Source organism: Celeribacter marinus, assembly GCF_001308265.1.
Lineage (GTDB): Bacteria > Pseudomonadota > Alphaproteobacteria > Rhodobacterales > Rhodobacteraceae > Celeribacter > Celeribacter marinus.
Map to the genome: position 1 here is coordinate 492,417 of NZ_CP012023.1, position 22,164 is coordinate 514,580.

At 57.3% G+C, this 22,164-nt stretch carries 20 protein-coding genes; 8 read left to right on the forward strand and 12 right to left on the reverse strand.

Features of this window, described 5'->3' with window-relative positions:
* Positions 1-74: 74 nt before the first annotated feature.
* The 3 genes from gyrA to gluQRS all read left to right on the forward strand — a co-directional run bounded on the left by gyrA (position 75) and on the right by gluQRS (position 5,171).
* The gene (gyrA, locus tag IMCC12053_RS02345; RefSeq protein ID WP_062215393.1) at positions 75-2,882 is read left to right on the forward strand and encodes a DNA gyrase subunit A; all 2,808 of its coding nucleotides are present in this window, start codon (positions 75-77) and stop codon (positions 2,880-2,882) included.
* Between the two features lie 103 nt (positions 2,883-2,985).
* Complete coding sequence (gene trmFO / locus IMCC12053_RS02350) at positions 2,986-4,332, forward strand: methylenetetrahydrofolate--tRNA-(uracil(54)-C(5))-methyltransferase (FADH(2)-oxidizing) TrmFO (protein WP_062215394.1); 1,347 nt, start codon at positions 2,986-2,988, stop codon at positions 4,330-4,332.
* Entirely contained in the window at positions 4,332-5,171 is an 840-nt protein-coding gene (gene gluQRS, locus IMCC12053_RS02355; protein ID WP_062215395.1) for a tRNA glutamyl-Q(34) synthetase GluQRS, read from the forward strand. The genes trmFO and gluQRS overlap by 1 nt, the downstream gene beginning before the upstream one ends.
* 4 nt (positions 5,172-5,175) lie before the next feature.
* Here the strand turns inward: gluQRS and hisI are convergent, their stop codons facing one another.
* Complete coding sequence (gene hisI / locus IMCC12053_RS02360) at positions 5,176-5,535, reverse strand: phosphoribosyl-AMP cyclohydrolase (RefSeq protein ID WP_062215396.1); 360 nt, start codon at positions 5,533-5,535, stop codon at positions 5,176-5,178.
* Between the two features lie 64 nt (positions 5,536-5,599).
* On the opposite strand from hisI, the gene IMCC12053_RS02365 reads away from it, so the two are divergent.
* Together IMCC12053_RS02365 and IMCC12053_RS02370 are read left to right on the forward strand one after the other, a co-directional pair.
* Positions 5,600-6,043, forward strand: coding sequence for an iron-sulfur cluster assembly scaffold protein (locus IMCC12053_RS02365; protein ID WP_062220760.1), 444 nt, complete (start codon positions 5,600-5,602; stop codon positions 6,041-6,043).
* A 63-nt stretch (positions 6,044-6,106) separates the two neighbouring features.
* The gene (locus tag IMCC12053_RS02370) at positions 6,107-7,513 is read left to right on the forward strand and encodes a methyl-accepting chemotaxis protein (RefSeq protein ID WP_062215397.1); all 1,407 of its coding nucleotides are present in this window, start codon (positions 6,107-6,109) and stop codon (positions 7,511-7,513) included.
* Positions 7,514-7,723: 210 nt separating this feature from the next.
* On the opposite strand, the gene IMCC12053_RS16130 is transcribed toward IMCC12053_RS02370, so the two are convergent.
* The 5 genes from IMCC12053_RS16130 to sciP all read right to left on the reverse strand — a co-directional run bounded on the left by IMCC12053_RS16130 (position 7,724) and on the right by sciP (position 13,452).
* Positions 7,724-7,846, reverse strand: coding sequence for a hypothetical protein (locus IMCC12053_RS16130; RefSeq protein ID WP_256209968.1), 123 nt, complete (start codon positions 7,844-7,846; stop codon positions 7,724-7,726).
* A 146-nt stretch (positions 7,847-7,992) separates the two neighbouring features.
* Positions 7,993-10,086, reverse strand: a complete 2,094-nt coding sequence (gene recG / locus IMCC12053_RS02375; RefSeq protein WP_062215399.1) for an ATP-dependent DNA helicase RecG — start codon at positions 10,084-10,086, stop codon at positions 7,993-7,995.
* Positions 10,083-12,209, reverse strand: coding sequence for an NAD-dependent DNA ligase LigA (gene ligA / locus IMCC12053_RS02380; protein WP_062215401.1), 2,127 nt, complete (start codon positions 12,207-12,209; stop codon positions 10,083-10,085). Before ligA ends, recG begins: the two co-directional genes overlap by 4 nt.
* A gap of 149 nt (positions 12,210-12,358) precedes the next feature.
* Positions 12,359-13,072 (reverse strand): response regulator transcription factor CtrA, encoded by a 714-nt coding sequence (gene ctrA / locus IMCC12053_RS02385; RefSeq protein ID WP_062215404.1) that lies wholly within the window; start codon positions 13,070-13,072, stop codon positions 12,359-12,361.
* A gap of 101 nt (positions 13,073-13,173) precedes the next feature.
* On the reverse strand, positions 13,174-13,452 hold the full coding sequence (gene sciP / locus IMCC12053_RS02390) for a CtrA inhibitor SciP (RefSeq protein WP_062215406.1): 279 nt from the start codon (positions 13,450-13,452) through the stop codon (positions 13,174-13,176).
* A 125-nt stretch (positions 13,453-13,577) separates the two neighbouring features.
* On the opposite strand from sciP, the gene mnmA reads away from it, so the two are divergent.
* The 3 genes from mnmA (at position 13,578) to IMCC12053_RS16220 (ending at position 15,639) form a co-directional block, all read left to right on the forward strand.
* A complete protein-coding gene (mnmA, locus tag IMCC12053_RS02395) occupies positions 13,578-14,723 on the forward strand; it encodes a tRNA 2-thiouridine(34) synthase MnmA (RefSeq protein ID WP_062215408.1) in 1,146 nt (381 codons plus the stop codon).
* A 77-nt stretch (positions 14,724-14,800) separates the two neighbouring features.
* The gene (locus tag IMCC12053_RS02400) at positions 14,801-15,283 is read left to right on the forward strand and encodes a DUF2059 domain-containing protein (RefSeq protein WP_062215410.1); all 483 of its coding nucleotides are present in this window, start codon (positions 14,801-14,803) and stop codon (positions 15,281-15,283) included.
* 101 nt (positions 15,284-15,384) lie between these two features.
* Positions 15,385-15,639 (forward strand): zinc ribbon domain-containing protein, encoded by a 255-nt coding sequence (locus tag IMCC12053_RS16220; protein ID WP_074906317.1) that lies wholly within the window; start codon positions 15,385-15,387, stop codon positions 15,637-15,639.
* Here the strand turns inward: IMCC12053_RS16220 and lpxB are convergent.
* The 6 genes from lpxB to bamA all read right to left on the reverse strand — a co-directional run bounded on the left by lpxB (position 15,636) and on the right by bamA (position 22,034).
* On the reverse strand, positions 15,636-16,817 hold the full coding sequence (lpxB, locus tag IMCC12053_RS02410; RefSeq protein ID WP_062215412.1) for a lipid-A-disaccharide synthase: 1,182 nt from the start codon (positions 16,815-16,817) through the stop codon (positions 15,636-15,638). The two genes, IMCC12053_RS16220 and lpxB, sit on opposite strands and share 4 nt — an antisense overlap.
* Positions 16,814-17,605 carry an LpxI family protein gene (locus IMCC12053_RS02415; RefSeq protein WP_074906320.1) on the reverse strand — a complete coding sequence of 264 codons (792 nt, stop codon included), beginning with the start codon at positions 17,603-17,605 and terminating at the stop codon, positions 16,814-16,816. The genes lpxB and IMCC12053_RS02415 overlap by 4 nt, the downstream gene beginning before the upstream one ends.
* 8 nt (positions 17,606-17,613) lie before the next feature.
* Positions 17,614-18,411: an acyl-ACP--UDP-N-acetylglucosamine O-acyltransferase gene (gene lpxA, locus IMCC12053_RS02420; protein ID WP_062215414.1), complete on the reverse strand. Its 798-nt coding sequence runs from the start codon at positions 18,409-18,411 to the stop codon at positions 17,614-17,616.
* 4 nt (positions 18,412-18,415) lie between these two features.
* On the reverse strand, positions 18,416-18,874 hold the full coding sequence (gene fabZ / locus IMCC12053_RS02425; protein WP_062215416.1) for a 3-hydroxyacyl-ACP dehydratase FabZ: 459 nt from the start codon (positions 18,872-18,874) through the stop codon (positions 18,416-18,418).
* A 161-nt stretch (positions 18,875-19,035) separates the two neighbouring features.
* Positions 19,036-19,677, reverse strand: coding sequence for an OmpH/Skp family outer membrane protein (locus tag IMCC12053_RS02430; protein WP_062215418.1), 642 nt, complete (start codon positions 19,675-19,677; stop codon positions 19,036-19,038).
* 11 nt (positions 19,678-19,688) lie between these two features.
* Positions 19,689-22,034, reverse strand: a complete 2,346-nt coding sequence (gene bamA / locus IMCC12053_RS02435) for an outer membrane protein assembly factor BamA (RefSeq protein WP_062215420.1) — start codon at positions 22,032-22,034, stop codon at positions 19,689-19,691.
* Between the last annotated feature and the right edge of the window lie 130 nt (positions 22,035-22,164).

Sequence of the window (22,164 nt, forward strand, 5' to 3'; positions counted from 1 at the left end):
GCACCCCATATCCCGTATGGGGTACAGTGCCGAACAACACCATATAGATCATAGACAAACAACAGGCGGACAACGTGAGCGACACTCCCCAAACCCCTGACAACGAAGACGAAAACATCCGCACGCCCTTTCCATGGGACGGGCCGCATATCTCCATCACCCAAGAGATGAAATCGAGCTATCTCGATTACGCCATGTCGGTGATCGTGAGCCGTGCCATTCCCGACCTGCGCGATGGTCTAAAACCCGTACACCGCCGCATCTTGTTTGCGATGTATGAGGCGGGCAACACCCACGACAAGAGCTACCGTAAATCGGCGCGCTCGGTGGGCGACACCATGGGCAAATATCACCCGCACGGGGACAGCGCGATTTATGACGCGTTGGTCCGTATGGCACAGCCGTTTTCGATGTCGCTGCCGCTGTTGGACGGTCAGGGGAACTTTGGCTCGATGGACGGCGATATGGCCGCCGCGATGCGCTATACCGAAGTGCGCATGGACAAACCTGCCGCCTACCTGTTGGCCGATATCGACAAGGACACCGTTGATTTCGTTCTGAACTATGACGGTAAAGACAAAGAGCCAACGGTTCTGCCCGCCCGCTATCCCAACATGCTTGTGAACGGCGCAGGTGGTATTGCTGTGGGTATGGCCACGAACATCCCGCCCCACAACTTGGGCGAAATCGTTGATGCCACGCTTGCTCTGATCGAAAACCCCGATGTGTCGACCGAACGGTTGATGGAGATTGTGCCGGGTCCGGATTTTCCAACCGGTGCGATGATGCTTGGGCGTGCTGGTGCGCGCAAAGCCTATCTTGAGGGCCGCGGCTCGGTGATTATCCGCGCCAAAACCCGCGTCGAGGAAATTCGCAAGGACCGCTACGCCATTGTGGTCGACGAAATCCCTTATCAGGTGAACAAGGCCACGATGATCGAAAAGATCGCCGAACTTGTCCGCGACAAAAAGGTCGAGGGGATTTCCCACGTCCAAGACGAATCCGACCGCAACGGCGTGCGCGTTGTGATCGAGCTGAAACGCGATGCAACGCCCGAGGTGGTGCTCAACCAACTCTACCGCTTTACGCCGCTGCAAACCTATTTCGGGTGCAACATGTTGGCGCTCAACGGCGGTCGCCCCGAGCAATTGACGCTGCGCCTGTTCCTTGAACACTTCATCACCTTCCGTGAGGAAGTGGTGGCACGCCGCACCGCGTTCGAGCTGCGCAAAGCCCGCGACCGCGCCCATATTCTATGTGGTCTGGCCGTGGCTGTGACCAATGTCGACGAAGTTGTCGCCACCATCCGCGCCTCTGCGGATGCAGCCCAAGCGCGTGCGAAACTGATGGAGCGGCGTTGGCCCGCCCTTGATATCGCGCCCTATATTCAGCTGATCGACGATCCATCCCATAAGATGAACGATGACGGCACCTATAACCTATCCGAAACACAGGCCCGCGCCATTCTGGAGTTGCGTCTGCAACGTCTGACACAGATCGGCGTCAAGGAAGTCACTGACGAGCTGCAAGAACTTGCAGGTAAAATCAAAGACTTCCTCGCTATTCTCGCCTCGCGTGAGCGGATCATGGAAATCATCTCCAATGAGTTGACGGAGGTGAAAACCCTCTTTGCCGTGCCGCGCCGCACCGAGATTGTGGACTGGTCGGGCGATATGGCCGACGAGGATCTGATCGAGAAAGAGGATATGGTCGTGACCATCACCTCGTCCGGTTGGGCAAAACGCACACCGCTCGCTGACTACCGCGCCCAAAAGCGCGGCGGTAAAGGCGTATCGGGCATGTCGACCAAGGACGAGGATGTCATCACGACCTTGTTTGTGGCCAACACCCACACGCAACTGCTGTTCTTCACCGATGACGGTATGGCGTATAAGCTCAAAACATGGCGTCTCCCGCTTGGCGGGCGCACGGCCAAAGGCAAGCCATTGCTGCAAATCCTGCCGATCCCGCAAAAGGTGTCGATCGCCGCGATTATGCCAGTGGACCGCGACGAGGTGGATTGGGACGACCTTCAGGTCGTGTTCGCCACCTCCAAAGGCTCGGTGCGCCGCAACCGCCTGTCTGATTTCACCAACGTGAAATCGAACGGCAAAATCGCGATGAAGTTCGAGGGCGAAGACGAAAACACCCGCCTGATCAACGTGCGCATTTGCGACGAGAACGACGATGTGATGCTTGTGACCTCATCGGGTCGCGCCATCCGTTTCCCCGTCACCGATGTGCGCGTGTTTAACTCGCGCTCCTCAACAGGTGTGCGCGGCATCAAATTGGTCAATGACGGCGACGAAGTGGTGTCGATGTCGGTGATCAAGCACTTTGACGCCGAAAGCTATGAGCGTCAGGCCTACCTCAAGATGCGCCGCGCGCAAGTGGGTGCGGATGAGGTCGAGGGCACGGATGACGACGAAGAGGTGTCCGAAGGCTCGATTGATACAGCCCGCTTTGACGAGATGAAGGCGGCCGAGGAACTCCTCGTCACCATCACAACAGGCGGCGTGGGCAAGCTTTCGTCCAGTCACGACTACCCGGTGCGCGGTCGCGGGGGCCAAGGGGTCACAGCCATGGAGAAATCCATGCGTGGCGGACCTATTGTGGCCTCCTTCCCTGTCGCCATTGAGGACCAGATCATGCTGGCCACCTCCAAAGGTCAGTCGATCCGCTGTCCCGTTGGTGGCATCTCGTTCCGCTCACGCGGCGCGGGCGGCGTGAAAGTGTTCAACACGGGCAAAGGCGAAGAAGTCGTGTCCGTGGCCTACATCGCAGAGTCAGAAGACGACGATGTGACAGACGAGGCAACCACAGACACCTCGGTGCAGACACCCGACACTGGCACAACGCCCGTCGACACGACTGACACCTAGACCGATTAACGGGCAAGACCCTACGACATAAACATCGGGGTGCGGGGGCAATAGCTCCCGCATTCTCTTTGAAACACCCCTCAAACGCACTATGTGAGCGCTCATGACAGATAAAACACTCCACATCGTCGGCGGCGGCATGGCCGGTTCCGAAGCGGCATGGCAAGCGGCCAATCTTGGCATCAACGTTGTGCTTCACGAAATGCGTCCAAAGGTCGAAACCTTTGCGCATCAAACTGGCAATTTTGGCGAGATGGTGTGTTCTAACTCGTTTCGCTCGGATGATGACGAACAAAACGCCGTTGGACTGTTGCATTGGGAAATGCGCGCGGCGGGTGGCCTCGTCATGGCGTCTGCGGATGCCAACAAACTGCCCGCAGGTGGCGCATTGGCCGTGGACCGCGAAGCGTTTGCCGAGCACATCACCGCAAAAATTAACGCCCATCCGCTGATCTCGGTCGAATTCGGCGAAGTGTCCGAGCTGCCCACGGACGGCACATGGTTGTTTGCGACAGGACCGTTGACCTCTCCCGCCCTTGGCGCCGCGATTGCCGCCGAGACGGGCACAGACCGCTTGGCGTTTTTCGACGCCATCGCGCCAATTGTCTACGCCGACAGCGTCAACATGGACATTGCGTGGCTCCAATCGCGCTACGACAAGGGCGAGACAGAAGAAGAGCAAAAAGCCTACCTCAACTGCCCGATGACCAAGGACCAGTACGAGGCCTTTATCGACGCGCTCGCCGCCGCCGACAAAACCGAATTTCACGAAGGCGAAACGGCGGGCTATTTCGACGGCTGTTTGCCAATCGAAGTGATGGCCGAGCGCGGTCGCGAAACCCTGCGCTTTGGCCCGATGAAACCCGTGGGGCTCACCAACGCCAATGGCCCCGAAAACAAGCCCTACGCCGTGGTGCAGCTGCGCCGCGACAACAAGCTGGGGACGCTCTACAATATCGTCGGCTTTCAGACCAAAATGAAATACGGCGCCCAGACCGAAGTGTTCAAAATGATCCCAGGGCTTGAGGATGCATCCTTTGCCCGTTTGGGCGGCATCCACCGCAACACATTCCTCAACTCGCCCACATTACTTGACGACCAGATGCGTTTGAAATCACGTCCGAATATCCGGTTCGCGGGTCAGGTTACGGGCGTTGAGGGCTACGTGGAAAGTGCGGCAATGGGCCTGCTCGCGGGGCGCATGGCCGCCGCCGAACTTTTGGGCCGCGACCTACCGCCGCCGCCGTTCACAACGGCTATGGGCGCGCTGATCAACCACATCACGGGTGGCGCGGAGGCCAAAACCTTTCAGCCAATGAACGTGAACTTTGGCCTGTTCCCCCCGCTTGACGGGATGCGTGGCGGCCGCAAGGGGCGCAAAGAGCGCTACAAAGGCTACACAGATCGCGCCAAAGATGACTACAATCAATGGCTTGACGGGCAAATCTAATGTCTTTTGCGACCCGATTTGCACCCTCTCCAACGGGACCGCTGCACATCGGGCACGCCTACTCCGCGATGCTCGGCCACCAAATGGCGCGCGATGCCGGCGGGCGTTTTTTGCTACGGATGGAAGACACCGACCTTGAGCGGTCAAAGCCCGAATGGGCGGCGCTTATTGTCGAGGATCTGACGTGGCTCGGACTGACATGGGACGGTCCTGTTGTGAGCCAAGCCGCACAGCTGGACAGCTACACGGATAGCGTGGAGCGCCTTGAGACTATGGGGCTATTGTATCCATGTTCGTGCACCCGCGCCGATATTCGCGCGGCCCTCGCCGCCCCACAAGAGGGCGTGGCCCATGACGTCTACCCCCGCACCTGCAAAGCGCGCACGATGTCCACGCGCAAGGACGGTGACGCACTGCGTCTCCACCTTGATCGCGCACTAGAGCAGTTAAGCGGCACCCCCGTGCGCTTTGCCGAAACGGGCGCGGCACATGCGGGGCTGCACACGGTCGACGCGGCGCAGGCGCTACGCGAGATCGGCGATGTGGTTTTGTCGCGCAAAGGCGAGGATATCGTGGCTTACTTTCTGGCCTCCGCTCTCGATGACGTGGCCCAAGGGATCACACATGTGGTGCGCGGCGAGGATCTTTTCGCATTTACAGCGATCCAAGTGATTTTATTGACGCTGCTCGATCTGCCTGTCCCGATCTATCACCACCACGCGCTCATTCGCGATGAGGCTGGCAAACGCCTCGCCAAACGCGACGATGCCAAAGCAATCTCGACATTTCGCAACGAGGGATATAGCCCCGACGACATCAAACGTATGGTCGAGATTTAGGCGCTCAGGTCATCGGCTTGGACAATTCCACCGTCTCGCCACCGCGCACAGCCGTATAAAAACACGAGCGGCGGTTGGTGTGACATGCGGGTCCAGTTTGATTGACCGTCACCAAAATACAGTCGCTGTCACAATCAAAGCGGAAATCAACCAACTCCTGAAGATGCCCCGAGGTTTCGCCCTTGACCCAAAACGCCTGACGCGAGCGCGACCAATAGGTGACTTTGCCACTCTCAAGCGTCTTTGCCACGCTTTGCGCATTCATCCACGCCATCATCAAAACCTCACCCGTTGCGGCATCTTGCGCAATTGCGGGGATCAGTCCTTTGTCATCAAATTTTAGGGACGCAGGGTCAAAGGGCATGTTGGGTTCTTTCCTTGTGGCATCGGTTGCCCTATCTAAAAGGCCACGTGATGAAAGGCAAACCATGTCCACTGAACTGGCCAAACTCTATTCAGGAAAATTGCTCGCGCTCGCCGCGGATATTCCCCATGTCGGGCAATTGGATGCGCCACAGGCCCGCGTGCGCGAACGCGCGCCGCTTTGCGGGTCTACGGTTACGGTTGATGTGGTCATGGAGCACGGCAAAGTGGCCCAGTTTGCCCAAGACGTAAAAGCCTGCGCCTTGGGTCAGGCCTCAGCAGCAATTTTGGGTGCGCATGTCATTGGTCGGAGCGCCGACGAATTGGACGCCGCGCGCGACGAGATGACTGCGTTTTTGAAAACCGACGGCCCCGTCCCCTCGGCCCCCTTTGACGGGTTTGAGGCGCTACGGCCCGCGCGTGACTATAAAAACCGCCATGCGTCGATCCTACTTGCCGTGACGGCAGTCGCGAAAGCCGCCCGCGAGGCCCAAAACAGCCCACTCTAATTGGGATATTTAACGGACAGGTAAGTGAATTGCGTTAGGCCTCTGGGATGACCGGAGGTATGCATGATTCCCAATCCAAACTTTGAGGACGCCACAATTGCGGACCCGAAACTGACTGAACTCGCCAATCACGCGGGCCGGTTAGGCTATGAGATCGTTGATGTTGCGGGTTTTTTGGACGCCGTAGATGCACAGTCATCCAGCCAGATTATGGTTCTCAAACAGGTTGAAAGCTCCGCAGCCGGCGTGATGACCGCCAACGCTGCCGTGCGTCACGCCCTTGAAACTGTGACAGATGTCACCGAGAACACTCTCACAAAAGTCGAGGGTTCGGTCGATTTCGTGCGTGAAAACGGCAAACGCTCCAATACCGTGGCCTCATGGGTCAAAGCACTTTCGGAGAAGATGCAGCAGGTCGCGGCCTCTCTCACCGCCGTGGAAACGGACAACAAAAACATCGCCGACATCGCCCGTCAGGTGAACATCCTCGCCATCAATGCCAAAATCGAAGCGGCCCGCGCGGGTGATTATGGTCGCGGATTCGGTGTCGTGGCCGAGGCTATCAATGAGTTGAGCCACAAAACCGCGACCGCCGCCGCAGGGATTGAGGACAACATACATGCTTTGTCTGGTTGGGTGGACAAATTGCGCTCCGAGGCCTCTGGCGTCTCGTCGGATGCGGACATCGTCCTTGGCGGATCGGAGCAGACCGACCGCGCCTTGACCGAAATTGCCGATGGTGTGCGCCAAACCAGTGACGCCACCCGCACGATGGCCTTTGAGGCTGAAAAAGTGCGCGAAGCCGTGGCAGAATTCCAACCAGCCTTTGCCTCAATCGGCAAATCGGCCGAGAAAACCGCATCGGGTATCCATGAGGCCCACAGCCGCGTGAACAAGTTGATTGACACCTCGGAAACCATTTATCGCACCAGCGTCGATCTAGGCGGCGCAAGCGAAGACTTGGTCTTTATCGAACGGGTCAAAGCAGCAGCGGGTCAAATATCGGAGATTTTTCGAAACGGTATCGCAGAGGGGCGCATCACAAAGCACGACTTGTTTAACCGCACATATACACCGATGGGTGGCACCAACCCGCAACAATTTCGCGCGCGTTTCACCGACTTTACAGACGCCGTTTTGCCCGCAATCCAAGAGCCGATGTTGTCGTTTAGCGACAAAGTGGTGTTTTGCGCGGCGATTGATCCCAATGGCTATCTTCCGACCCACAACAAGAAATTCGCGCACCCCCAAGGCAAAGACCCCGCGTGGAATGCCGCCAATTCCCGCAACCGTAGAATGTTTGATGATCGGGTCGGATTGAAGGCAGGACGCAACACAGAGCCGTTTTTGCTACAGGTCTACCGCCGTGACATGGGCGCAGGTCAGTTCACCATGATGAAAGATCTCTCTGCGCCGATCATCGTTGATGGCGCGCATTGGGGCGGCTTGCGTGTGGCCTATACGTTTTAACGTAGCAGCCACATAGCCCCCCCGCCCGCACGGCTCATAAAAAAACCGCCGCACTTCGGGGACGAAGGCGGCGGAGTATTGATCTGGCGGACAAACATGTCGTGATGAGGCAACGACATCTGACGGAACAGGAAAAGGTCAAACATTCGGGGCAGAACGGTAAGGCCGCAGGGTCAGATCAAAGGCAGAATAGCGAAAAAACAGCGCCGCCTATACCAGCGCCGGAAGCGAGAGACCCGCCATCAAGATCACCATCAAAGAGACCATCCCAATAACATCTTCGATCATGGTGGTGCGCGAACGGGCAACGATAGCTTTCAATTCGGTCAACATGGGGCGTCTCCTCAAGGATGATGATCTCTATTGATCTCAGTGCGTTAATCTTTTGTTTCACCTTTGTTCTCATTTTAGCGCCCTTATGTAAAGAACTTTTTGAGAACATTGGCGAACAAAACAGAACGTGCCCTGTAGGAAACCCCCTAACCCACTGAAATTAAACGGATCGCCTCATCTCGCCCCATGAGCCACAAAAGAACGCGCACAGCCACACCACGTGGGCTTTCCAGTTTGGGATCGAGGGTCAGTAACGCCCGCGCGTCACTTTGTGCCAATGCCATCAACGCCGATTGTCGCTCCAAATCCGCCACTCGAAACCGTGGCAGGCCCGACTGCGCCGTACCCAACACATCGCCCGCGCCACGGATCGCAAGGTCTTCTTCGGCAATCCGAAATCCATCATCGGTATCGCGCATGATATCGAGACGCCTGCGCCCACTTTGCGTCAAAGGCGCCTGATACAACAACAGGCACGTCGATGCGACCGCGCCGCGCCCGACCCGCCCACGCAATTGATGCAGCTGCGCCAATCCGAAATGCTCTGCGCGCTCGATCACCATGATCGACGCATTGGGGACGTTAACGCCGACCTCGATTACGGTTGTGGCGACCAAAACCAACAGCTCTCCGGCCGCGAACCGCCGCATGGTGTCGTCCTTGGCCTCCGGTGGCATCTGGCCATGCACCAATCCGACACGCCCCTCGCCCAAGGCCGCGCGCAACACTTTGAACCGCTCCTCGGCGGCCATCATGTCCACCACTTCGCTTTCCTCGACCAAGGGGCAGACCCAATAGGCCTGACGCCCCTCATCGGTGGCCGATTTGAGATGCGCGATGACATCCGCCAATCGTTCGGTCGAATTCAACGCGGTCTTGACCGGCGTGCGTCCGGGCGGTTTTTCATCCAGAATTGAGACGTCCATATCGCCAAATTGCGCCAATGATAGCGAGCGCGGAATAGGCGTTGCAGTCATCACCAAGACGTCGACACCGCTGCCTTTTTTGGCCAAAGCCATGCGTTGCGAGACGCCAAACCGGTGCTGTTCGTCGACAATCGCCAATCGCAGATCGTGGTAGATAACGTCGTCTTGAAACACCGCATGCGTGCCCACCAAAATCTGGATATCACCACGCGCCAATGCCTCCAATTTCGCTTTGCGTTCGCGCCCTTTGTCGCGCCCTGTGAGCAGCTCAAGCACCACACCCGCCGCCTCGGCCAAGGGGCGCAATCCCTCAAGATGTTGGCGCGCAAGGATCTCTGTCGGGGCCATCATAACCCCCTGCCCGCCAGCCTCGACCGCAACCAAAAGCGCGTCAAGCGCGACCAAGGTTTTGCCCGACCCGACATCACCCATCAATAAACGGTTCATGCGTTTTGGGCTGGCCATATCATCGGCAATCGCAACCATCGCGCGCTCTTGCGCGCCTGTGGGCGTAAACGGTAAGGCGGCCAAAACCCGCGCGCGCAACGCGCCGTTACTGGTGTTTTGACGCCCCTTTGCTCGGCGCACCTGCGCACGCGCAAGGGCAAGCGTGACCTGATGCGAGAACAATTCGTCATAGGCAAGACGTTGACGCGCCGGCGATGTCGCCGCAATTTCATGGCCTGAGAGCGGCACATGTGCCTGTTCCAAAGCAGTGGAAAAATCGGGCCACCCCTCGCGCGCGCGCAAATTGGCGTCGATCCATTCATTAACAACAGGCACCAAGGCCCGCGTGGCCGCGACTGCCTTTACCATCACTTTTTGCGTAACACCGGCCGCAAGGGGATAAACCGGTTCGAATTTCGGCAATGTTCCCGCGTCCTCTACCGCCAGTATGTGATCGGGATGGGGCATTTGAAACTGGCCATCGTACATCTCGACCTTACCCGACACGAGACGCCGCTCGCCAAGAGGCAGTTGTTTTTCGATCCAATCAGGAGCACCACGAAAGAAGACCAGCTGAAAGGCCAGCGCGTCATCCTCGACCGTAACGCGGTAGGGCAAGCCTTTGCGAGACGGCTTTTGATGACGCACGACTGTGACTTCGACGGTGACGACCTCACCGATGTGGGCGCCCTGCACCGTGTCACGGCGGCGCCGGTCAATCACCGAATTGGGCAGAGTAAACAATAGATCACGCGGCCGCTCAACGTTCAGGCCAGCCATCGCTTTGGCCGTTTTCGGACCAACGCCCGTGAGCGTCTCTAGCCCCGCGAACAAAGGGAATAGGATATCAGGGCGTCCCCCGCTCATGCGTCACCGATCAGCGCGAGCCAACCGTCCTCGTCCAGTGTTGCAACGCCTAACTCCGCCGCCTTTTTCTCTTTCGATCCCGCCCCCGGTCCCGCGACGAGCAAGTCGGTCTTTTTGGACACAGAGCCTGCGACTTTCGCCCCAAGGGATTCCGCGCGCGCCTTGGCCTCGGCACGGGTCATTTTCTCTAAACTGCCTGTAAACACGACCGTTTTGCCACTTACGGGGCTGTCAGATGTGGGGCTCTCGGCATTGATCACGCTCAAATGCGCCACGAGACGGTCGATTGAGGCGCGTTCACGCTCCTGATGAAACGCCGCCACAAGCGATCCGGCCATCACCGCGCCCACTCCGTCTATGTCCAACAACTCGGCCCATGCCGCACCGCGCCCCAATTCCGCGTGGGTCATCGCCGCCTCGAATGTGTCCCACGCGCCGTACGATGTGGCCAAAAGCGTGGCGGAATTTTCACCCACATGACGAATGCCAAGAGCAAAGATCAGTTTCGCCAGAGGGATCGTGCGTTTCTCGTCAATCGCATCGAACAGGTTGGCGGCAGATTTCGCGCCCCAGCCTTCGCGGTTTTTGAGCTGCTGCAAGCCCGACCCAAAACGGTCGCGCAGGGTGAAAATATCGGCGGGTTCGCGCACCCATCCGTCATGGTAGAATTGCTCGACCTGTTTGGCACCAAGCCCCTCGATATCAAACGCGCCGCGAGATACGAAATGCTTTAGCTTTTCAACCGCTTGCGCGGGACAAATCATGCCACCAGAACACCGCCGCACCGCGTCGCCCTCTTCGCGAATGGCATCTGATCCGCATTCAGGACAGCTCACGGGCATCTCGAACGGGGTCGTGACCTCTGGGCGCTTGGACAAATCGACATCGGCAATTTTCGGGATCACATCGCCCGCGCGGTACACCTGAACCCAGTCGCCGATCCGAATGTCTTTGCCGCCGCGAATGGTCTCGCCCTTGCTGTCATATCCGGCGATATAATCCTCGTTGTGCAAAGTGGCGTTCGACACCACGACACCGCCCACGGTGACGGGCGACAGACGGGCCACGGGCGATAGCGCACCGGTGCGGCCGACTTGAATGTCGATCCCCTCAAGCCGCGTCCATGCCAGTTCGGCGGGGAATTTATGCGCGATTGCCCACCGTGGCGTGGTGGATCGGAACCCCAAACGGCGTTGTAAATCAAGGCGATCCACCTTGTAGACCACGCCGTCGATGTCATAGCCAAGTGTGGCGCGGGCCGCTTCGATCTGGCGGTAGTGATCCAGCATCTGTGCGAGATCCGTGAACCGTTGCGTCAGTGGGTTGGTTGCGAACCCGAATGCGGACAACTGCGCAATCGCGCCCATTTGTGTGTCGGCCAAAGGCGCGGACAATTCGCCCCATGCATAGGCAAAAAACGCCAAGGGGCGCGCGCGGGTAATCTCGGCATCGAGTTGGCGGAGCGATCCGGCGGCGGCGTTGCGCGGATTGGCGAATGTTTTGCCCCCACGCTCAGCATGGCGCGCATTGAGAGCGGCGAAATCGGCGTGGGTCATGTAGACTTCGCCGCGCACCTCCAACACATCAGGCGCACCGTCGATTAATTGCGGGATAGACGTGATCTTGCGGGCATTGGCCGTCACGTTTTCGCCCACGGCACCATCGCCACGGGTCGCCGCGTGCATCAGAATACCGTTTTCATAGCGTAGGGATAACGATAGCCCGTCAATCTTTGGCTCGGCTGTGTAGGCAATTTCGCCCGGTGCGGCGAGGTATTTACGCACAGAGGCGTCAAACTCACGGATATCCGCATCCTCAAACCCGTTGGAGAGCGACATCATCCGAACCGCGTGTGTGATTTTCCCAAACCCATCGGACGGAGCTGCGCCGACCTGATCTGTGGGCGTGTCCGCACGTTTAAGGTTTGGAAATCGGTGTTCTATTGCCGCATTGCGCCGCTTGAGCGCGTCGAAACTGGCGTCATCCATCACAGGCGCATCGGCGGTATGATAGGCGGTATTGGCCTGCATCAAAACAGCGGCGAGACGCGCAAGTTCCACAGCCGCCTGATCGCGGGTCAACGCCTCAACATTCACCTGATCCAACGGCGTATCTGCGGACATAAAACGACCTCCCGATTTCGTGCCCCTCAGGTTTATGAGAGCAACGCGCGGAGGTCCAGATGGAGATGTCAGAATAGACACTCAAATCGTCGCCCCAAGGTTCGGAGAAACCCTAAGGGCGACGACAGTTACAAAGGTTACACTCGTACCTACGCACCAACCGCAAGCGGTTGATCCAGTTCGCTCGGCTCAGGATCGCGCAACACATACCCACGCCCCCAAACCGTTTCGATATAATTGTCACCATCCGTTGCAGTCGCGAGTTTTTTACGCAGTTTACAGATGAAAACGTCAATGATTTTCAATTCAGGCTCATCCATGCCGCCGTATAGATGGTTGAGGAACATTTCCTTGGTCAGGGTTGTCCCCTTGCGCAAGGAAAGCAGCTCAAGCATCTGGTACTCTTTACCGGTCAAATGCACAGGACGCCCGCCCACCGCAACGGTTTTGGCATCGAGGTTTACATCGATTTTACCGGTCTTGATGATGGATTGGGAATGCCCTTTCGAGCGGCGAATGATCGCGTGAATACGTGCTACCAACTCTTCGCGGTGGAACGGTTTGGTCAGATAATCGTCTGCACCAAATCCAAATCCCTTAATCTTATTTTCCGTGTCGTCGGCCCCTGACAAAATCAGAATCGGCGTGTCAACACGGGCCAGACGCAGCTGGCGCAGCACCTCATGGCCGTTCATATCAGGCAGGCCAAGATCCAAAAGGATCAGGTCGTAATCATATAGCTTCGCAAGATCTATTCCCTCCTCGCCCAAGTCCGTTGAATAGACATTCAAATTGGCATGGGAGAGCATCATTTCGATGCTTTTGGACGTGGTGGGGTCATCTTCGATGAGCGAAATTCGCATACTTCGGATCTCCGATTAATTATCTATCGTTCGCTAACATTCAAAATGGTTTAAAATGGTTAACCACACGTTACCGGATAGAATAATCTTAACGAAGCAACCTAAGGTTGTCTATATTTTTGAATAGAGGTTGCTTTTAGCGCAGCTTCGCCGTGATCCCGGATGGCCGACTTCCATGATTGGAACTCCTCATCGGACAATCCGTACATCTTGAGCGCTTCGCTTTCGGAAATAAGTCCGAAAACAACACCTTTGACGACACAGGCCTTTCGCGAGGCAACCCACCTGCGGGTCGCTGTTGGTGGCAGATCGGCGCGCGTCATCACCGTTCCATCCGGAAGGGTCACAGCGCGCGGACCATCGACTTTTTTTAGATACATCACTTCACCCCTTTGGCTAACTTGGACAACTTTTGCCGCAAACCTCTTAATGGGTAATGAAACGAGCCCTTGAGAGTACCTTGCATTTACCTATATTTGGTCGGCATTCTGGAAAGGATTTGTAAATGGCTCATGACGGCGCACATCCGCTGAATTCTCTTGGCTTTGCCAAGCCCCCCGCCGAGACCCGTGTGGTCGTGGCGATGTCGGGCGGCGTGGATAGCTCCGTTGTGGCCGCACAGCTCGCAGAGGAAGGCTATGACGTCATAGGCGTCACACTTCAGCTTTATGATCACGGCGCGGCCTTGGCCAAAAAAGGCGCGTGTTGCGCGGGGCGTGATATCCATGACGCACGCCGCGTGGCCGAAGATATGGGATTCCCCCACTACGTCCTCGACTATGAAAACGTGTTCAAAGACGCGGTGATTGACGAATTCGCCGACAGTTATCTGGCGGGGGCCACCCCCGTGCCCTGCATCCGGTGCAATGAAAAAGTGAAATTCAAGGACCTGTTGGAAACGGCAAAGGATCTTGATGCCGATTGCATGGCCACGGGACACTATATTCAGCGCAGCGATGGCGCACAGGGGCCGCAATTGCACTCAGCCGCCGATGCGAATCGTGACCAATCCTATTTCCTGTTCTCGACCACGCCCGCACAGCTTGACTATCTGCGCTTCCCGTTGGGGCATTTGCCGTCAAAAGAGGCAACGCGGGCGCTTGCGGCCAAATACGGACTATCGGTTGCGGACAAGCCCGACAGTCAGGACATTTGTTTCGTGCCCAACGGCAACTACGCCGCCGTGATTGAGAAATTGCGCCCTGGTGCGGCGGAACCCGGTGAAATTGTCGATCATGAGGGCAATGTGCGCGGCACGCACAACGGCGTGTTGCACTATACAATTGGCCAACGGCGCGGGATTGGCATCGGTGGCTTGGCCGATCCGCTCTACGTGGTCAAACTCGACGTAGACAAAAAACAGGTCATCGTTGGCCCCAAAGAGATGTTGGCCACGCGCAAAATTCCCGTCCGCGAGATCAACTGGCTTGGCGATGAGCCGTTTATGTCGCGCGAGGAATGGCATGTGTTGGTGCGCGTGCGCTCCACCCGTCCGCCGCGCGAGGCGATTATTCGCCCGATTTCAGATACCGAAGCCGAGGTGGAATTGATTGTCGCCGAGGAAGGCGTCTCACCCGGTCAGGCCTGTGTGTTTTATGATGACAACAGCACGCGTATCTTTGGTGGCGGCTGGATCTGGCGCGGCTATTGATCATCTTTCAGTAGACGGCCTTGCGCAGAATCGACAAGAGAGGTTAACATTCGCTCCGTATTGATTGAGGAGTTGTTATGTTGAAAAATGCCTTTCCCGCTTTTGCCATTGCCGTCAGCCTTGTAGCCGCATGTCCTGCCGCATCCGAGACACGTGAGGAACGCCTCGCAGTTGCTACTGAATACAACGATCTGGCCATTGCGGATATGGATATGGGCCGCGTGATCTCGCAAATGTATCTGCCAATTTTGACGCAAATTCGCACCAGCGGGCGCACCGTCACCGAGGCTCAGGAAGCCGACATTCAAGACCTATACATGGAGGCCTTCGAGCAGCCTATGTATGAGGTCATGGGCGAGACATCAGGCATTATGGCCGATATGTTCACCTTGGATGAAATCGTCGCGCTGCGTGATTTCTACAAAACCGCCGAAGGGCGCGCCGTCATGGTCAAAATGCCCGATATGATCGGCGCACAGCAACCGATGATCATCGAGATGGTCACTGCAAAAATGCCGTCCGTTATGGAACAACTTCAAGACATTTTGGAGCCAAAGTAGGAGATTAAGGTGACAAGCGCCGTGGGGGCAGCGTCACGAAAAATGGGACATTTACGTAGAGTGCAAATGAAACGCGCCTTTTTAACAACGGAGACATATTGATGATTCAATGTCAAAGTTGCGGCCTCGCTATGCACAAAGATCCAATGGGCGGTGGCACCGAAGCCGATGGCACAAAATCCACGTCGTTTTGCTCCAATTGCTATAACAACGGCGCATTTACAGCCTATTTTGGCACCGCCAAAGAAATGCAGGCCTTTTGCAAAACACAGATGCGAAAAAGCGGTGTATTAACCCCTATCGCATGGATTTTCACCCAACAAATCCCCTTTTTAGACCGATGGAGAGAGGATTAGAGGGAAGCTTCTGTCATCCCAAGCCCATCTAAAATCGCCCGCGCCGCACGCAAACCAGGGGCCTCGCCTGCGCGTCCTAGGCGCTGCATCGTCAAATCAAGAGCTTCGGCTTGTGCAGCGGGCGTTTCCATCAGGCGGGTGAGCGCAGGTGCAATTTTTTCGGCGGTACAGCGTGATCCGAGAAACTCCGGCACCTCTCGCGTCTCGCTGACAAGATTTACCAATGTCACCGTGTCGATCTGCAATTTGCGTGACACGATATACTGTGTGAGCAGGTTCATACGGTAAGCGATGACCATCGGTGTATCACTCGCCGCCAGCTCCAAAGACACCGTGCCACTTGCGGCCAATGCGATATCAGCGGCCTTGAATGCCGCACGGCGCTCTCGGGTATTCTCGGCGGGGATCAAGATCGGATCAATCTCCCACTGTGCGACCTGTGCGCGGATACTCGCCATCGCGCCGAATGCCACGGGCAATGCGAACCGTGCCTCGGGATGGGCGCGTGCGAATTGATCCAATGCCGCGCCAAAGACGGGGGCCAATCGGGCGATTTCGCCCTCGCGCGATCCCGGCAAGACGAGCACGACAGGCGCCTCACCAATCCCGTGATCCTCGCGAAACGCGCGTACATCACTCGGGGTTGCCACGGCTTCGCTCACCACAGGATGGCCGACAAAGTCACAGCGCAGCCCGTGGGCCTCGAAATACGGCGGCTCGAACGGAAACAACGCCAAAACCTGATCCACCCGCGCGGCCATCTTTTCGGCCCGCTCGGGACGCCACGCCCACACTGTCGGGGCCACGTAGTGACACACCCGAATATCCGAGCGCGCCTTTATAATGTCTGCGACCCGTAGACAAAAATCGGGGCTATCGATGGTAAGGACGACATCAGGGTGCCATGACACCGCGGCCTCGGCCACTTCGCGGATGCGGCGTTTGAGGTGAAAATACTTTGGCAGGACTTCGAACAGACCCATCAGCGACAACTCTTTCATGGGGAACAGGCTCTCAAGCCCCTCGCCCGTCATCAGCGCGCCACCCACACCGCGAAATTCCACATCCCCCGCAAGCCCGCGCAATCCAGCCATGACAGCCGCGCCCAACCGGTCGCCCGATGCCTCGCCAGCAATCAAAAAGACCTTGAGTGGTTTGGACACAATCGCCCCCGTCATATCGCGTGCAAGAACAAACCCGCCTCCTCAACCCGCGCTTTTACGCCAGTTCGGTCCAACACAATGACACCGCCCGCAGGCACAACAAGACCGCCAAGCCCCGCCGCAATCACGGCCTCAACCGTTTCAAGCCCAATGGTCGGTACATCAATGCGCAGATCTTGCCCCGCTTTGGGCGCTTTGACGAACACACCGCGCGCACGGCGCAAATGCGCAGGGGTCGCGGCCACAAACCCAAGCATCGCATTGGTCCCTTGAAGGGTCTCAACCCCAAGCATCTGACCGCCCGCGCACACGGCCCCTTGCCCGACATCCAACGGCGACAGTGCGTCCAACACCGCATGCGCGCGCGCCGCATCACTCACATCGGTCGCGGAGGGTTTGCGCCCCCACAGCGTGCCCGTGGGCAACGCCAAGTCGGGACAAATCTCAATCGCGGAGCGAATGGCGAACCCTTGATCCTCGAACACCGCGATTACCTCGCGCAACAGCGCATCGTCGCCCTTGCCCAGACACGTGGCCAATCGCAACGCGTGGCGATCCAAAAGCACGGGGTTCACCTTTGGCCGCGCCATAGCCCCCGCAAAGGTGACAGCTTCAACACCGCGTGATTTCAACTCTTTGAACAACTTGCCGAGTTTTTCGATCCGCGCCGAGACATGATCGACGCCCTTGGGGACGGCCACGTCCGTCAATGTGACATAGACAGGCGCATCAAGCGCCGCTGCCAAAACCTGCGGCAACTGCCCTGTCCCTGCAATAATCGCCGTGCGCGTCACAGTTGCCATGAGGAACCTCAGTTCGGGGTTAAAAAGCCACGGTCGCTATCCGCCATGACAAAGGCCACCATCGCACGCACATAATCGCTATCAAAGTCGTCGCTCAAACGCGAAGCGCGATCTTTGAACGATCCCTCGCCTTGTTTGAGCATCTGGAACGCAGCCCGTAACGCATTGATATCGGCGCGGTCCACGCCCTTGCGCTTTAGCCCGACGAGGTTGAGACCGTCCAACTCCGCGCGTGGCCCTTGGACCAGTGCATGCGGCAAGACATCCGCCGTCACCATGGACAGCGCGCCGATTATGGCCCCTTTGCCGATCCGCACAAACTGATGAATGCCGGACAATCCGCCGATGATCACATCGTCCGCAATCTCGCAGTGTCCCGCCACAGCGACCGAATTGACCAAGATGACACGATTGCCGATCTGGACGTCATGCGCCACGTGGCAACAGGCCATGAACATCCCGTCATCGCCAATGCGCGTGACGCCACCGCCGCCCTCGGTCCCAAGGTTCATCGTGACGTATTCGCGAATGCGGTTGCGCTTGCCAATGACAAGCGATGTTGCCTCGCCTTTGAACTTCAAATCCTGCGGCACCGCCCCGATTGAGGCAAACTGAAAGATGACGGTCTCGTCGCCCACCTGCGTGTCACCACCGATGACGACATGCGACTTTAGCTCAACCCCTTGGCCAAGCGTCACATCGCCGCCAACAAGGCAAAACGGTCCGATTTTACAGCCCGCGCCGATCACAGCGCCCTCCTCGATCACACTGGAGGGATGTATGTTCGCGCTCGGATGAATGCTCATCAGATCACCCTTTCGGAAGGTCCATCATCGCGGTGAACGATGCGGTGCAAGCAATCTCGCCATCGACGTCAGCACTGCCCTCGAATTTCCACACCTTACCGCCACCGCGTTTGGTGGTGACATTGAGGCGCAAGACATCGCCGGGCACAACCTTGCGGCGGAACTTGCAGCTATCGATCCCCATGAAATACACGAGAAAATCCTTATCTGCGAGGTCTTGGTCTACGCCGACCATCACGGCGGCGGCCTGTGCCATCGCCTCGACAATCGTGACACCCGGCATGATCGGGGTGCCCGGAAAGTGACCCATGAAATGCGGCTCGTTAAAGGTCACATTTTTGATGCCTGTGCAGCTTTTGGAGCCGTCGATATCAATCACCTTATCCACCAACAAAAACGGGTAGCGGTGTGGAATAATACGTTGAATCAATCCGATGTCGGCGGTTTTAAGATCAGTGCTCATAGGATGTGTCCCTCTTGGTCTTTTTTTCTTTCGTCGCAGGATTTCAAATCCCTTCGACGGTCTGTTATGTTGCGTCCGTAGACGATCGTTCTGCCTTCCTATCAAGGAAAGCGGGGTGCTGACAAGAAAACCGTTGCCCCGCAGGAGGCACGACACGCCCCTTATTCAACGGCTGCGGACCCGTCCGAAGTCTCGTCGTCGGGCGTGACAGGCGCATCGGCAAGTGCCGCATCCACGGCGAACTGGGCGTCAAGACGGCGGATAATCTCCGTCGACACATCAATCGCCCCTGACATCAAATAGACTTGCTGGCGCTCGAACACGACAATGGCGCGCACTTCGCGCGCCACGGACGTTAGAGCCGCGTTCATCTTTTGCTCGACATCTTCAAGTCCAGAATTGTAGAGCGCTTGGATATCGTTGGCTTTGCGGTCCTGCGCGGCACGCACCGATGTTACTTTTTGATCAAAGGCATCGGCTTTTTGCACAAACGCCTCTTCGCTCAAGGTCGGGCGAAGTGCGGAAATCTCCGCCTCTTCAACTTCAAGAGCGGCGTATATGTCATTGTTTTCTTGAACCAATGCATCTCGGGTCTGTTGGATTTCCGCCTCGAACGCTTGGCCCAACTTGCTATCGGACAAGATGCGCGAGCGGTCAAACACCAAGACGGGCAAAACCGTTTGCTGCGTGCTTGTCGCAGATGGTGCCACAGATGTCGCGGCCTCTTGCGCCGCCACGGGTCCAAACCCGACACAGCCAAGCACGATCCCTAAAAGGACCGTGCCACGGGTTGGCCACGACATCCGACGCATCCTTAGAATTCCGTCGAGATGGTCAGGTCAAACGACTGCTCTTTGTCGAAATCTTGTTTGTCCAACGCCTTGGAGAAGTTAAAGCGTAGCGGCCCGATGGGCGTGATCCAAAAGATCGACGCACCAGCAACGGTGCGGAACGTGCGATCCGCACTCCCCGCCTCAATTCCTGTCTCATCGTCCAAGCCCCAAACCGCGCCGTGATCGAGGAACACGCCGCCCTTGATCCCGTATTCCTCTGGCAAGCCAAGCGGGAACTGCGCCTCGACGCGGGCCACGGCATAGAAATTACCGCCCAAAGCGGTATCTGTCGCACCGTCACGCGGGCCGATGCCACCGGGTTCAAACCCGCGAATAACATCGGAGCTGTTAAAGAACCGGTCATTGACCATCGTGCCATCGCTGGACGAAATTGCACCGCCCTCGATCACACCAAGCAAGGTGACCTGATCATTGAACACCTTCATCTGGCCGCGCACTTCGGCGGTTGATTTCACGTATTTGACGTCCCCGCCCAAACCCGCGAACTCTTGGCCAAACGAGAGCAACACACCGGCGTCAGGGTTCAACCCGTTGCGGCGCGTATCAAAGGAATAGGTGTAGCCGACAGATTGCGTGGACTGGCGGCCTAGATCGTAGTCATCTTCAACAATGCTGGGCAAACTGGAGCTGGCGGTCCCACTCGGGAGGACCATCTCGGACAAATCAAACCGGTAATCCAAACGCAAACGGCCACGTTCGGACACAGGGAATGTCAGGCTTGGCGTCACATAAGCCGTGCGCGTTGTGTGCAGCGCATAAGACGGCTGGGTCGAAGCAAGTCCAATGCCAAAGCCCAAGGCCACATCCCGCCCGAGGAACGCAGGCTCGACAAAGTTGAACCGCAAGGTGCCGTCATCAAGTTTCGTGGTCAAATCCGCCGAAACCGTCTGGCCACGACCAAGGAAGTTACGCTCTGAGAAGGACGCGACAAGATTGACGTTATCCGACACAGAATAGTTTGCGCCAAAGCTGAAGGAGCCAGTGGGCGCCTCGTCGACGTTCACATCGACCACAACCTGATCGGCGCTCGATCCCTCGCGGGCGTTCACATCGGCATTGGAAAAGAAATTCAGCGCCCGAATGCGGCTGGCCGCCTCGCGGATTTCACGCGGATTGAACGGATCGCCCTCAACAATACGGAACTGGCGGCGCACAATACGGTCAAGGGTGGTTGCGTTGCCTTCGATATCGATCCGTTCGACGAACACCCGTGGGCCTTTGCTCAAAACAAACTCGACATCAAGTGTCAGGTCGCGCTCGTGGCGCGTCACACGTGGCTCGACGCGGACAAAATCAACGCCCTTGTCCTGTGCCATTTTCTCAATGCGCGAAATGACGTTTTCAATCGCAACGGGCGAATATGTCTGACCCGCACGCAGGTTCATCGCACGCTGGTAATCTGCGGCGTCCACACCGTCGATCTGTGAGACGATTGTGGTGTTGGCAAAGTCGTAACTTTGCCCTTCGCGCACCGAGAAGGTCACGAAATGCGCATTGCGTTCGCGCGAGAACTCGGCGTTGGCGCTTAACACGGAAAAATCGACATAGCCGCGTGAGGTATAAAAATCGGTGAGCACGCGCTTGTCAAAGCCGATGCGCTCTTCGTCATAGGTGTCGCGGCCGACGATAAACCGCAAAAGGCCCGCTTGTTTGGTCGCAAGAACGCGGCGCAAACGTGCATCGGAAAACGAGCGGTTGCCAACAAATGATAAGCGTTCAACTTCGACGCCTTTGCCCTCTGTCACGTCAAACACGACGTCGACACGGTTGCCGGAGCGGCGGATGATCTGGGGTGTAACGGTTGCGATCAACTGGCCTTTGGCCGCGTATGCTTCGGTAATGGCCGCAGCGTCTGCCTCGGCCACGGAGGGTGAAAACACGCGGCGCTCGCTTGTGCGGATCAATGATCCCAAGGCAGCATCATCAATCGTGCGATTGCCCTCAATATTCACGCGAGAGACCATCGGGAATTCTGTGACCTTGATCGCCAACCGATTGCCACCCGGAACAATCTCGACACTTTCGAACAGACCGGAGGCGACAATCCGCTGATAGGCATCGTTCAAAGCGGCCGCAGAGATCGGCTGACCACGAACGATTCCCGCGTAGGACAGGATCGTATCGGACCCAACGCGTGTATTGCCCTCGACCACAACCGAGGAAAACGCGTAGTCTTGCGCGACCGCGGCGCGCGGAATGACCGTGTAAGCCGTTGTAGTTAAGGCCAAAGCCGACAAAGATAGCGCAAGGGCTTTGCCCGCGCCGCTCATGAGCCGCTTGTCGGTGTCACGCGTAATATTTTTCATGGCAGATCTCGTTATGGCCCCAGTATCCAGATTGAGTATCGTGAAAGGCCCCTATTGTCAAAACGCAGCCGTTAAAACCGACACAAAAAAGGCCCCCAAATCGGGAGCCTTGCAAATTGCGAATTTCAAT

Excerpts from the sequence above, each read along its gene's own strand:
- gluQRS (WP_062215395.1), top strand. The coding sequence starts at position 4,332 with ATGTCTTTTGCGACCCGATTTGCACCCTCTCCAACGGGACCGCTGCAC.
- sciP (WP_062215406.1), bottom strand. The coding sequence starts at position 13,452 with ATGTATCTAAAAAAAGTCGATGGTCCGCGCGCTGTGACCCTTCCGGAT.
- ctrA (WP_062215404.1), bottom strand. The coding sequence starts at position 13,072 with ATGCGAATTTCGCTCATCGAAGATGACCCCACCACGTCCAAAAGCATC.
- IMCC12053_RS16130 (WP_256209968.1), bottom strand. The coding sequence starts at position 7,846 with ATGTTGACCGAATTGAAAGCTATCGTTGCCCGTTCGCGCACCACCATG.
- IMCC12053_RS16220 (WP_074906317.1), top strand. The coding sequence starts at position 15,385 with ATGATTCAATGTCAAAGTTGCGGCCTCGCTATGCACAAAGATCCAATG.
- lpxB (WP_062215412.1), bottom strand. The coding sequence starts at position 16,817 with ATGACGGGGGCGATTGTGTCCAAACCACTCAAGGTCTTTTTGATTGCT.
- lpxA (WP_062215414.1), bottom strand. The coding sequence starts at position 18,411 with ATGAGCATTCATCCGAGCGCGAACATACATCCCTCCAGTGTGATCGAG.
- fabZ (WP_062215416.1), bottom strand. The coding sequence starts at position 18,874 with ATGAGCACTGATCTTAAAACCGCCGACATCGGATTGATTCAACGTATT.
- IMCC12053_RS02415 (WP_074906320.1), bottom strand. The coding sequence starts at position 17,605 with ATGGCAACTGTGACGCGCACGGCGATTATTGCAGGGACAGGGCAGTTG.
- IMCC12053_RS02430 (WP_062215418.1), bottom strand. The coding sequence starts at position 19,677 with ATGTCGTGGCCAACCCGTGGCACGGTCCTTTTAGGGATCGTGCTTGGC.
- trmFO (WP_062215394.1), top strand. The coding sequence starts at position 2,986 with ATGACAGATAAAACACTCCACATCGTCGGCGGCGGCATGGCCGGTTCC.
- IMCC12053_RS02400 (WP_062215410.1), top strand. The coding sequence starts at position 14,801 with ATGTTGAAAAATGCCTTTCCCGCTTTTGCCATTGCCGTCAGCCTTGTA.
- hisI (WP_062215396.1), bottom strand. The coding sequence starts at position 5,535 with ATGCCCTTTGACCCTGCGTCCCTAAAATTTGATGACAAAGGACTGATC.
- bamA (WP_062215420.1), bottom strand. The coding sequence starts at position 22,034 with ATGAAAAATATTACGCGTGACACCGACAAGCGGCTCATGAGCGGCGCG.
- ligA (WP_062215401.1), bottom strand. The coding sequence starts at position 12,209 with ATGTCCGCAGATACGCCGTTGGATCAGGTGAATGTTGAGGCGTTGACC.
- IMCC12053_RS02365 (WP_062220760.1), top strand. The coding sequence starts at position 5,600 with ATGTCCACTGAACTGGCCAAACTCTATTCAGGAAAATTGCTCGCGCTC.
- mnmA (WP_062215408.1), top strand. The coding sequence starts at position 13,578 with ATGGCTCATGACGGCGCACATCCGCTGAATTCTCTTGGCTTTGCCAAG.
- IMCC12053_RS02370 (WP_062215397.1), top strand. The coding sequence starts at position 6,107 with ATGATTCCCAATCCAAACTTTGAGGACGCCACAATTGCGGACCCGAAA.
- recG (WP_062215399.1), bottom strand. The coding sequence starts at position 10,086 with ATGAGCGGGGGACGCCCTGATATCCTATTCCCTTTGTTCGCGGGGCTA.